The organism is Streptomyces sp. NPDC048197 (assembly GCF_043202395.1).
Classification (GTDB): Bacteria; Actinomycetota; Actinomycetes; order Streptomycetales; family Streptomycetaceae; genus Streptomyces; species Streptomyces siderophoricus.
The window spans coordinates 40,531-51,646 of record NZ_JBIDAJ010000016.1; the positions used below are offsets into that span (position 1 = coordinate 40,531).

The 11,116-nt window shown below is 66.2% G+C and carries 16 protein-coding genes; all 16 read right to left on the minus strand.

Annotated elements, in window-relative coordinates:
• Positions 1-71: 71 nt before the first annotated feature.
• Positions 72-353, minus strand: a complete 282-nt coding sequence (gene rpsQ / locus ACGF4C_RS21590; protein WP_006604882.1) for a 30S ribosomal protein S17 — start codon at positions 351-353, stop codon at positions 72-74.
• A complete protein-coding gene (rpmC, locus tag ACGF4C_RS21595) occupies positions 353-577 on the minus strand; it encodes a 50S ribosomal protein L29 (RefSeq protein ID WP_030283449.1) in 225 nt (74 codons plus the stop codon). Before rpmC ends, rpsQ begins: the two co-directional genes overlap by 1 nt.
• Positions 577-996 (minus strand): 50S ribosomal protein L16, encoded by a 420-nt coding sequence (gene rplP, locus ACGF4C_RS21600; RefSeq protein WP_004571829.1) that lies wholly within the window; start codon positions 994-996, stop codon positions 577-579. The genes rpmC and rplP overlap by 1 nt, the downstream gene beginning before the upstream one ends.
• 5 nt (positions 997-1,001) lie before the next feature.
• Positions 1,002-1,835 (minus strand): 30S ribosomal protein S3, encoded by an 834-nt coding sequence (gene rpsC / locus ACGF4C_RS21605; RefSeq protein ID WP_393568354.1) that lies wholly within the window; start codon positions 1,833-1,835, stop codon positions 1,002-1,004.
• Positions 1,835-2,182: a 50S ribosomal protein L22 gene (rplV, locus tag ACGF4C_RS21610; RefSeq protein ID WP_009997296.1), complete on the minus strand. Its 348-nt coding sequence runs from the start codon at positions 2,180-2,182 to the stop codon at positions 1,835-1,837. The genes rpsC and rplV overlap by 1 nt, the downstream gene beginning before the upstream one ends.
• A 44-nt stretch (positions 2,183-2,226) precedes the next feature.
• Positions 2,227-2,508 (minus strand): 30S ribosomal protein S19, encoded by a 282-nt coding sequence (gene rpsS / locus ACGF4C_RS21615; protein WP_030016988.1) that lies wholly within the window; start codon positions 2,506-2,508, stop codon positions 2,227-2,229.
• A 12-nt stretch (positions 2,509-2,520) separates the two neighbouring features.
• A complete protein-coding gene (gene rplB / locus ACGF4C_RS21620) occupies positions 2,521-3,357 on the minus strand; it encodes a 50S ribosomal protein L2 (protein WP_030413014.1) in 837 nt (278 codons plus the stop codon).
• Positions 3,358-3,396: 39 nt separating this feature from the next.
• Positions 3,397-3,720 carry a 50S ribosomal protein L23 gene (rplW, locus tag ACGF4C_RS21625; protein ID WP_030413013.1) on the minus strand — a complete coding sequence of 108 codons (324 nt, stop codon included), beginning with the start codon at positions 3,718-3,720 and terminating at the stop codon, positions 3,397-3,399.
• On the minus strand, positions 3,720-4,373 hold the full coding sequence (rplD, locus tag ACGF4C_RS21630; RefSeq protein ID WP_030413012.1) for a 50S ribosomal protein L4: 654 nt from the start codon (positions 4,371-4,373) through the stop codon (positions 3,720-3,722). The genes rplW and rplD overlap by 1 nt, the downstream gene beginning before the upstream one ends.
• 8 nt (positions 4,374-4,381) lie before the next feature.
• A complete protein-coding gene (rplC, locus tag ACGF4C_RS21635; RefSeq protein ID WP_030413011.1) occupies positions 4,382-5,026 on the minus strand; it encodes a 50S ribosomal protein L3 in 645 nt (214 codons plus the stop codon).
• A gap of 18 nt (positions 5,027-5,044) precedes the next feature.
• Entirely contained in the window at positions 5,045-5,353 is a 309-nt protein-coding gene (gene rpsJ / locus ACGF4C_RS21640) for a 30S ribosomal protein S10 (protein ID WP_003948644.1), read from the minus strand.
• Positions 5,354-5,793: 440 nt separating this feature from the next.
• A complete protein-coding gene (tuf, locus tag ACGF4C_RS21645; RefSeq protein ID WP_030413010.1) occupies positions 5,794-6,987 on the minus strand; it encodes an elongation factor Tu in 1,194 nt (397 codons plus the stop codon).
• A 166-nt stretch (positions 6,988-7,153) separates the two neighbouring features.
• On the minus strand, positions 7,154-9,274 hold the full coding sequence (fusA, locus tag ACGF4C_RS21650) for an elongation factor G (RefSeq protein WP_310725983.1): 2,121 nt from the start codon (positions 9,272-9,274) through the stop codon (positions 7,154-7,156).
• 39 nt (positions 9,275-9,313) lie between these two features.
• Entirely contained in the window at positions 9,314-9,784 is a 471-nt protein-coding gene (gene rpsG, locus ACGF4C_RS21655) for a 30S ribosomal protein S7 (protein WP_004571813.1), read from the minus strand.
• A 2-nt stretch (positions 9,785-9,786) separates the two neighbouring features.
• Positions 9,787-10,158 (minus strand): 30S ribosomal protein S12, encoded by a 372-nt coding sequence (rpsL, locus tag ACGF4C_RS21660; protein WP_003948652.1) that lies wholly within the window; start codon positions 10,156-10,158, stop codon positions 9,787-9,789.
• Positions 10,159-10,514: 356 nt separating this feature from the next.
• Positions 10,515-10,994 carry a DUF1707 and DUF4190 domain-containing protein gene (locus ACGF4C_RS21665; RefSeq protein ID WP_393568359.1) on the minus strand — a complete coding sequence of 160 codons (480 nt, stop codon included), beginning with the start codon at positions 10,992-10,994 and terminating at the stop codon, positions 10,515-10,517.
• Positions 10,995-11,116 lie beyond the last annotated feature (122 nt).

The window sequence follows — 11,116 nt, forward strand, 5'->3', positions numbered from 1 at the left end:
AGAAGCGCGAGTGCTTCGCGCTTCTCGCCGAGCCTGGCGGAACTGTTCCTAGGGGGTCCCCCTAGGAGGGATTACTTGGCCTTCTCGAGGATCTCGACGATGCGCCAGCGCTTGGTGGCGGACAGCGGCCGGGTCTCCATCAGGAGGACGCGGTCGCCGACACCGGCAGCGTTCTGCTCGTCGTGCGCCTTGAGCTTGTTGGTACGGCGGATGACCTTGCCGTACAGCGCGTGCTTGACGCGGTCCTCGACGGCGACGACGACGGTCTTGTCCATCTTGTCGCTGACGACCAGACCCTCACGGGTCTTGCGGAAACCGCGCTCGTTCGTCTCAGTCACATTCTTCTCGCTCATCAGGCGCTCTCCACCGTCTCGATGCCGAGCTCGCGCTCCCGCATCAGGGTGTAGATCCGGGCGATGTCCTTACGGACGGACTTGAGCCGACCGTGGTTCTCAAGCTGTCCGGTCGCCGCCTGGAAGCGGAGGTTGAACAGCTCCTCCTTGGCCTCACGAAGCTTGGCAACGAGGTCCTCGTTGTTCAGCTCGCGCAGCTCGGTCGCCTTGGTACCGGCCGCCATCACGACTCACCTGCCTCGCGCCGCACGATGCGGCACTTCATCGGAAGCTTGTGGGCGGCGCGGGTCAGCGCCTCCTTGGCAACCTTTTCGTTCGGGAAGGACAGCTCGAACATCACCCGACCGGGCTTGACGTTCGCGACCCACCACTCCGGAGAACCCTTACCGGAACCCATGCGGGTCTCGGCCGGCTTCTTCGTCAGCGGACGGTCGGGGTAGATGTTGATCCACACCTTGCCGCCACGCTTGATGTGACGGGTCATGGCAATACGAGCGGACTCGATCTGCCGGTTCGTCACGTAGGCCGGGGTGACGGCCTGGATTCCGTACTCACCGAAGGCCAGCTCGGTGCCACCCTTGGCCATGCCGTTGCGCTTCGGGTGGTGCTGCTTGCGGTGCTTGACCCTGCGAGGGATCAGCATGTCGGTCAGGCCTCCGTTCCGGGGGTCTCAGCCGGTGCAGAGGCAGCAGCCGCCGACGACTCCGTCTTGGGGGCCTCGGCAGCGGCGCTCTGCTGCTGCGGCTTGCGGCCGCGGCCGCCACGCTCGCCACCGCGGCGCGGGCGGTCGTTGCCACCACCGCGGGCCGGGCGGTTGCCCGCACGGGCGGCGGCGTTCTCGGCACGCACCTCGGCGATGTTCTTGACGTCGCCCTTGTAGATCCAGACCTTCACGCCGATGCGGCCGAAGGTGGTCTTGGCCTCGAAGAAGCCGTAGTCGACGTTCGCGCGGAGCGTGTGCAGGGGCACACGGCCCTCGCGGTAGAACTCCGAGCGGGACATCTCGGCGCCGCCGAGACGGCCACCGCACTGGATCTTGATGCCCTTGGCGCCGGCCTTCATCGTCGACTGCATGCTCTTACGCATGGCGCGACGGAAGGAGACGCGGGAGGACAGCTGCTCGGCGACGGCCTGGGCCACCAGCTGGGCATCGGTCTCGGGGTTCTTGACCTCGAGGATGTTCAGCTGGACCTGCTTGCCGGTCAGCTTCTCCAGCTCACCGCGGATGCGGTCGGCCTCGGCGCCGCGGCGGCCGATGACGATGCCCGGGCGAGCGGTGTGGATGTCAACGCGGACGCGCTCACGGGTGCGCTCGATCTCCACCTTCGAGATACCGGCGCGCTCCATGCCCTTCGTCATCATGCGACGAATGGCGACGTCTTCCTTGACGTAGTCCTTGTACAGCTTGTCGGCGTACCAGCGGGACTTGAAGTCCGTCGTCACGCCGAGGCGGAACCCGTGCGGGTTTACCTTCTGGCCCATTACCGGGTTCCTTCCTTGCTGCTGACGACCACGGTGATGTGGCTGGTCCGCTTGCGGATCCGGTAGGCACGGCCCTGGGCACGCGGACGGAACCGCTTCAGGGTCGGGCCCTCGTCGACGTACGCCTCGCTGATGACCAGCGTAGAGGCGTCCGTGTGGTCGTAGTTGTGCGCGGCGTTGGCAATGGCGCTGTCCAGCACCTTGCCCACCGGCACGCTCGCGGCCTGCGGGGCGAAACGCAGGACCGCCTGAGCCTCCGTGGCATCCATGCCACGGATAAGGTCCACCACGCGGCGGGCCTTCATGGGCGTGACGCGGATGTACCGCGCCTGGGCCCTGGCTTCCATGGTTGTCCCTTCGGTGTCAGTCATAGTCTTCGCACTCCGGTCGATCAGCGACGACGCGACTTGCGGTCGTCCTTCTCGTGGCCGCGGAAGGTGCGGGTCGGCGCAAACTCGCCGAGCTTGTGGCCGACCATCGACTCGGTGACGAACACCGGGACGTGCTTGCGGCCGTCATGCACCGCGATCGTGTGGCCGAGCATGGCCGGGACGATCATGGAGCGGCGGGACCAGGTCTTGATGACGTTCTTGGTGCCGGCTTCGTTCTGCGTGTCCACCTTCTTGGAGAGGTGGTCGTCGACGAAGGGCCCCTTCTTGAGACTGCGCGGCATCTAAACCCGCTCCTAGCGCTTCTTGTTCGTCTTGCGGCGGCGGACGATGTACTTGTTGCTGGCCTTCTTCGGCGAGCGAGTACGACCCTCCTTCTGGCCCCAGGGCGAGACCGGGTGGCGACCACCGGAGGTCTTGCCCTCACCACCACCGTGCGGGTGGTCGACCGGGTTCATCACGACACCACGCACGGTCGGGCGGACGCCCTTCCAGCGCATGCGGCCGGCCTTGCCCCAGTTGATGTTCGACTGCTCGGCGTTGCCGACCTCGCCGACGGTGGCGCGGCAGCGCACGTCGACCAGGCGGATCTCACCGGACGGCATACGAAGGTGGGCCATCGCGCCCTCCTTCGCCAGCAGCTGCACGGAGGCACCGGCCGAGCGGGCGAACTTCGCACCGCCGCCCGGACGCAGCTCGATCGCGTGGATCGTCGTACCCACGGGGATGTGGCGCAGCGGCAGGTTGTTGCCCGGCTTGATGTCGGCGCCAGGGCCGTTCTCAATCCGAGCACCCTGGACCAGGCCACGGGGCGCGATGATGTAGCGCTTCTCGCCGTCTGCGTAGTGCAGCAGCGCGATGCGCGCGGTGCGGTTCGGGTCGTACTCGATGTGCGCGACCTTGGCCGGCACGCCGTCCTTGTCGTGACGACGGAAGTCGATCACGCGGTAGGCGCGCTTGTGGCCACCGCCCTGGTGGCGAACGGTCACACGACCGGCGTTGTTACGGCCGCCCTTGCTGTGCAGCGGGCGGACCAGCGACTTCTCCGGCGTGGACCGCGTGATCTCGACAAAGTCGGCGACGCTGGAGCCACGACGGCCCGGGGTCGTCGGCTTGTACTTGCGGATACCCATTTCTCAGTCCTCGTCCGATTCCGGACGACTCGGACTCCGTTAGGAGACCGGGCCGCCGAAGATGTCGATACGGTCGCCCTCGGCGAGGGTCACGATGGCGCGCTTGGTGTTGGCGCGCTTGCCGTAACCGGTGCGGGTGCGCTTGCGCTTGCCCTGCCGGTTGATCGTGTTGACCCCGGTGACCTTGACCGAGAAGACCGCCTCGACGGCCTGCTTGATCTGGGTCTTGTTGGCACGCGGGTCGACGACGAACGTGTACTTGTTCTCGTCCAGCAGCGCGTAGCTCTTCTCGGAAACCACCGGCTTGACGAGAATGTCACGCGGGTCCGTGAAGGTCTTGCTGGTGACGACGGCCTCAGTCATCAGGCGTCGCTCCCTTCGGTCTCAGCGTTGGCCTTGGGGCCGGACACGAAGGACTCGAAGGCGGCCTTGGTGAAGACCACGTCGTCGGAGACGAGCACGTCGTACGTGTTCAGCTGGCCCGGCTCCAGGATGTGAACCTGGGGCAGGTTGCGGGCGGACAGCCACGCGGCCTCGTCGCTGCGCTCGGCGACCAGGAGCACGTTCTTGCGCTCGCTGACCTTGCCGAGGAGAGCCTTGGCGGCCTTGGTGGAGATGTCGCCCTCGACCACGCCGGAAACGACGTGGATGCGGCTGTTGCGGGCCCGGTCGGTGAGGGCACCGCGCAGGGCGGCGGCCTTCATCTTCTTCGGGGTCCGCTGGCTGTAGTCACGCGGCACGGGGCCGTGGACGATGCCACCGCCGGCGAACTGCGGCGCACGGGTCGAACCCTGGCGCGCGCGGCCGGTGCCCTTCTGGCGGTAAGGCTTCTTGCCACCGCCGCGGACCTCGCCGCGGGTCTTGGTCTTGTGCGTGCCCTGACGGGCCGCGGCCAGCTGCGCAACAACGACCTGGTGGATCAGCGGGATGCTGACCTTGGCGTCGAAGATCTCCGCAGGGAGCTCGACGGACCCGGCCTTGTCGCCAGCAGGCGAAAGGATGTCAATGGTGCTCATCGGTTACCTCAGGCCCCCTTGGCCGCGGTACGGACCAGGACGAGGCCGCCGTTCGGACCAGGAACTGCGCCCTTGATGAGCAGCAGACCCTTCTCCGCGTCAACGGCGTGGACGGTCAGGTTCTGGGTGGTGACCCGCTCATTGCCCATACGGCCGGCCATCCGCATGCCCTTGAACACGCGGCCCGGGGTGGCGCAGCCACCGATGGAGCCCGGCTTGCGGTGCACGCGGTGGGCACCGTGCGAGGCCTTGCCGCCGCCGAAGCCGTGACGCTTCATGACACCGGCGAAGCCCTTGCCCTTGCTCTTGCCGGTCACGTCCACCTTGACGCCGGACTCGAAGGTCTCAGCGGTCAGCTCCTGGCCGAGGGTGTACTCACCGGCGTCGGGAGTACGGACCTCGACGAGGTGACGGCGGGGGGTGACGTCGGCCTTCGCGAAGTGGCCCTTGAGGGGCTTGTTCACCTTGCGCGGGTCGATCTCGCCGAAGGCGATCTGGACGGAGTCGTAGCCGTCCTGGTCATTGGTGCGCACCTGGGTAACGACACAGGGCCCGGCCTTGACGACGGTGACCGGAACAACGCGGTTGTTCTCGTCCCACACCTGCGTCATACCGAGCTTCTCGCCCAGGATGCCCTTGATCTGCTTAGCCATCTCTCAGATCACCGACCCTCAGAGCTTGATCTCGATGTCGACACCGGCCGGGAGGTCGAGTCGCATCAGGGAGTCAACGGTCTTCGGCGTCGGGTCGAGGATGTCGATCAGGCGCTTGTGCGTGCGCATCTCGAAGTGCTCGCGCGAGTCCTTGTACTTGTGCGGCGACTTGATGACGCAGTACACGTTCTTTTCAGTGGGCAGCGGCACCGGGCCCGCGACCGACGCACCAGTGCGGGTCACCGTCTCGACGATCTTCTTCGCCGAGGAGTCGATGACCTCGTGGTCGTAGGCCTTGAGCCGGATGCGGATCTTCTGTCCCGCCATGGCTACTTCGTAGTCCTGTCTCTCGTAACGCTCTGGGACCCGGTGTGCTGCGCCTCAGAAGAAGCACCGTCCTTCTCCGACCCACGCGGTCGGGCGTGTCGCACCCCTTCTCGTAAATCTCCGCACGGAAGATCCCTCAAGAAGGAGGAGGCGGGGGAAGGACACCCACCGGGCGCCTGGCCGAGGCACCCCGCTGACGCTTCCCGGAAGATTCCCGTACTTCCGCCCCTGAAGAGGGACGACGAATACCTGGGACTCGCTTCCGGTCCTCCCGGCGGGAGGCGCGCAGCATCGGCACTCAACCGAGCAACCTGGACAGTGTGCCATACGCCCGGCACCCAAGGCCAATCGATCCCCAACTGTCAAGGAGCCCCGCCCACCTTGCGGTGTGCGGGGCTCCTTGGGGTGCTCCGGGGAGCTACCAGGTCGAGCGGACCGTCTTACTTGACGATCTTGGTGACCTGGCCGGCGCCGACGGTCCGGCCACCCTCACGGATGGCGAACTTCAGGCCCTCCTCCATGGCGACCGGCTGGATCAGCTGGACGGACATCTCGGTGTTGTCGCCCGGCATGACCATCTCGGTGCCCTCGGGGAGGGTCACAACGCCCGTCACGTCCGTGGTACGGAAGTAGAACTGCGGACGGTAGTTGTTGAAGAACGGCGTGTGGCGGCCACCCTCGTCCTTGGACAGGATGTAGGCCTGCGCCTCGAACTCGGTGTGCGGGGTGACCGAGCCCGGCTTGATGATGACCTGGCCGCGCTCGACGTCCTCGCGCTTGATGCCGCGGAGCAGCAGACCGACGTTCTCACCGGCCTGGCCCTCGTCGAGCAGCTTGCGGAACATCTCGATACCGGTGACCGTGGTGGTGGTCTTCTCGGTCTTGATGCCGATGATGTCGACGGTCTCGTTGACCTTCAGGACACCGCGCTCGATACGACCGGTGACGACGGTGCCACGACCGGTGATCGTGAAGACGTCCTCGATCGGCATCAGGAACGGCTTGTCGACGTCACGCTCGGGCTGCGGGATCGACTCGTCGACGGCCTTCATCAGGTCGAGGACGGACTTGCCCCACTCGGCGTCGCCCTCGAGCGCCTTGAGCGCCGAGACCTTGACGACCGGAACGTCGTCGCCGGGGAACTCGTACTCGGAGAGGAGCTCACGGACCTCGAGCTCGACGAGCTCCAGGATCTCCTCGTCGTCCACCATGTCGGCCTTGTTCAGGGCGACAACGATGTACGGAACGCCGACCTGGCGGGCCAGGAGCACGTGCTCCTTGGTCTGCGGCATCGGGCCGTCGGTCGCGGCGACCACGAGGATGGCGCCGTCCATCTGCGCCGCACCGGTGATCATGTTCTTGATGTAGTCCGCGTGACCGGGGCAGTCGACGTGCGCGTAGTGACGCGACTCGGTCTGGTACTCGACGTGCGCGATGGAGATGGTGATACCGCGCTGGCGCTCCTCAGGAGCCTTGTCGATCTGGTCGAAGGCCGAGGCCTCGTTCAGGTCCGGGTACGCGTCGTGCAGCACCTTGGTAATGGCGGCCGTGAGGGTCGTCTTACCGTGGTCGATGTGACCGATGGTGCCGATGTTGACGTGCGGCTTAGTCCGCTCGAACTTCGCCTTCGCCACTGGGGTCCTCCTGTGGAGTGGTTCTGTACGCCTTACTCATCGGCGCCAGGTGATCTTTGCTGGGGTGCCGGCTGACGGGGGCAATCCTCACGGTTTGCGGGGATTACCCCCATCAGACGGTGTCAAGCCTAAAGCGTGTTGCGCTCCGGTTCTTACGGGACCGGAGTTACTCGCCCTTGGCCTTCGCGATGATCTCCTCGGCGACGTTCCGCGGAACCTCGGCGTAGGAGTCGAACTGCATCGAGTAGCTCGCGCGACCCGACGTCTTGCTGCGGAGGTCTCCGACGTAGCCGAACATCTCCGAGAGGGGAACCAGGCCCGTGACGAGCTTGGCACCGCTGCGGTCCTCCATGGACTGGATCTGACCACGGCGGGAGTTGATGTCGCCGATCACGTCGCCCATGTAGTCCTCGGGCGTGGTGACCTCGACCTTCATCATCGGCTCGAGCAGGGCCGGGGAGGCCTTGCGGGCGGCCTCCTTGAAGGCCATCGAGCCGGCGATCTTGAAGGCCATCTCGGACGAGTCGACCTCGTGGAACGCGCCGTCAAGCAGCGTGACCTTGACGCCGGTCAGCGGGTAGCCGGCGAGAACACCGAACTCCATGGCCTCCTGGCAGCCCGCGTCCACGGACGGGATGTACTCCCGCGGGATACGGCCACCGGTGACCTTGTTCTCGAACTCGTACCCGTCGCCCTCGAGGGGCTCCAGCGCGATCTGGACCTTCGCGAACTGACCGGAACCACCGGTCTGCTTCTTGTGCGTGTAGTCCAGGCGCTCGACCGCCTTGCGCAGGGTCTCGCGGTAGGCGACCTGCGGCTTGCCGACGTTGGCCTCGACCCGGAACTCACGCTTCATACGGTCGACCAGCACGTCGAGGTGCAGCTCGCCCATACCCGCGATGATGGTCTGGCCGGTCTCCTCGTCGGTGTGCACCTGGAACGAGGGGTCCTCTTCGGCGAGACGCTGGATGGCGACACCCAGCTTCTCCTGGTCGCCCTTGGACTTGGGCTCGATGGCGACCTGGATGACCGGGGCCGGGAACTCCATCGACTCCAGGATGACCTGGTTGGCGGAGTCACAGAGGGTCTCACCGGTGGTGGTCTGCTTCAGACCCATGACGGCGACGATGTCACCGGCACCCACCGAGTCGATCTCCTCACGCTTGTTCGCGTGCATCCGGTAGATCTTGCCGATGCGCTCCTTCTTGCCCTTCACCGAGTTCTGCACCTGCGAGCCGGCCTCGAGGCGGCCCGAGTACACCCGGATGAAGGTGAGCTTGCCCAGGTGGGGGTCGCTCGCAATCTTGAACGCAAGGGCGGCCAGCGGCTCGTCCTCGGACGGCTTGCGCTTGACGACCTCCTCCGGGTCGTTGACGGCGTGGCCCTCGATGGCCTCGACGTCGAGCGGGGAGGGGAGGTAGCGCACGACCGCGTCGAGCAGGGGCTGGACGCCCTTGTTCTTGAACGCGGTACCGCAGAACACCGGCGTGACGGTGGTGACGTCAGCCTTGCCGGAGGCGATGGTGATCCGGCGGATCGCCGCGTAGAGCTGCTCCTCGGTGGGCTCCTGGCCCTCCAGGTACAGCTCCATGATCTCTTCGTCGTTCTCGGCGACGACCTCGAGGAGCTTGCCGCGCCATTCGTCGGCGGCCTCGATGTGCGTGTCCGGGATGTCGACGGTGTCGTACATCTCGCCCTTGGCGGCCTCGGCCGACCAGACGAGAGCCTTCATCTTGACGAGGTCGACGACACCCTTGAAGTCCATCTCGGTACCGATGGGCAGCTGCATCACGATCGGGGTCGCGCCGAGGCGGTCCGTGATCATGTCGACGCAGCGGTGGAACTCGGCGCCCGTACGGTCGAGCTTGTTGACGAAGCAGATGCGCGGAACGCCGTAGCGGTCCGCCTGACGCCAAACGGTCTCGGACTGGGGCTCCACACCGGCAACACCGTCGAACACCGTCACCGCACCGTCGAGCACGCGCAGCGAGCGCTCCACCTCGACGGTGAAGTCGACGTGGCCCGGGGTGTCGATGATGTTGATGGTGTTGTCGACGTTGTCCAGCGGCCAGTGGCAGGTCGTCGCGGCAGACGTGATCGTGATGCCGCGCTCCTGCTCCTGCTCCATCCAGTCCATCGTGGCAGCGCCGTCGTGGACCTCACCGATCTTGTAAGAAACACCGGTGTAGAACAGGATCCGCTCGGTGGTGGTCGTCTTGCCCGCGTCGATGTGGGCCATGATCCCGATGTTGCGGACCTTGGCCAGGTCAAGCGAAGTGGTAGCCATAGTGGCTCAATCTTCTCTCGGTCTCGATGTGGGTTGCGACTACCAGCGGTAGTGCGCGAAGGCCTTGTTGGACTCGGCCATCTTGTGCGTGTCCTCACGCTTCTTGACCGAAGCGCCGAGGCCGTTGGAGGCGTCGAGCAGTTCGTTCATGAGGCGCTCGGTCATGGTCTTCTCGCGACGGGCGCGCGAGTAGCCCACGAGCCAGCGGAGCGAGAGGGTGGCGGCACGGCCGGGCTTGACCTCGACCGGGACCTGGTAGGTCGCGCCACCGACGCGGCGGGACTTGACCTCGAGGGTCGGCTTGATGTTCTCGAGCGCGCGCTTGAGGGTGATGACCGGGTCGTTGCCGGTCTTCTCGCGCAGCCCCTCCATGGCGCCGTAAACGATGCGCTCAGCGGTGGAGCGCTTTCCGTTCAGCAGCACCTTGTTGATGAGGGAGGTCACCAGAGGAGAACCGTAGACCGGGTCGATGATGACCGGGCGCTTCGGGGCGGGGCCCTTACGAGGCATTCTTACTTCTCCTTCTTGGCGCCGTAGCGGCTGCGAGCCTGCTTGCGGTTCTTGACGCCCTGCGTGTCGAGGGAGCCGCGGATGATCTTGTACCGAACACCCGGCAGGTCCTTCACACGGCCGCCACGCACGAGCACGATCGAGTGCTCCTGGAGGTTGTGGCCCTCACCCGGAATGTAAGCGGTGACCTCGATCCCGCTGGTCAGACGCACACGCGCGACCTTACGCAGGGCCGAGTTCGGCTTCTTCGGGGTGGTGGTGAAAACACGCGTGCAGACGCCGCGGCGCTGGGGGGAACCCTCGAGTGCGGGCGTCTTGTTCTTCTCGACCTTGTCCTGCCGGCCCTTGCGGACCAGCTGCTGGATCGTAGGCACCGTTTCTCCGGTTTCTGTGTGCCAGTCTCGGTAAAGCTAACCTGGAACGCTCCCGACCCACGCGGTCGGGTGTGTCGAATACTGCAGTCCGGTCCCCGCTGGAACGAGAAGGCGGCAGATTGCGGTGTCGAGACCCGGCTTCCGTGCTGGTGGCCTCCCGGCCGGTGGCTTGGGGAGATTGCGCGCACGGCAGCCCAGGGACACCCCAGGCACAAGGTCAGAGCGTACCTACCGCATTGGCTGCGGTCAAAACAAATGCACACGCGAAGGACACGCCGGACTCGTCACGGCGCTGCCGCCACCGTAGTGCGCGAGCGGCGCGTACGGAAGAAGGCGCGGGCGGCCCCGCAACACCGTCAGAGATTGACCGCCGCGAGCAGGATCCACACCAGGAACATCAGCGCCCAGCCACCGATCGCCAGCCAGCCCAGGATCAGTCCGGTGAGCGCCTGCCCGTCCCCGCGCTCCCCGGTGCGGCGGATCTCGGCGCGCGCCTTGTGGCCCAGGATCACCGCCGGGATCGCGGTCAGCCCCCAGGTCACCGGCGTCATCAGCCCGCAGACCAGCGCACCGGTCGCCGAACCGTTGGTCGCCTGCGGCGGCGGCATCTGCATCGGCATGAACGTCGCCGGCACCGGCCGCTGCGGTACGAACTGGGCCTGCGGCACCGGCCCCATCGGCAGGTCCGAGACCAGCATCTGCAACTCGGTGTGGGTCTGCGCCTTGTACGCCCGGGTCAGCCGCTGCTCGTACTCCGGCTGCGACAGCCGCCCCTCGGCGAACCCCGCCTTGAGCACATCGACCGTCCGCTCACGATCGGCGTGCGAGGCACGCATGGCAGGCACCTGATTCCACGGCTGAGCGGGCTGCCCGCCCTGCCACGGCTGGAATGCCACGTCGCGACCCTCCCCCCGCTCGACAGTTCTCCCCATCTTCTCATCAGAGACGCAGGGATGGG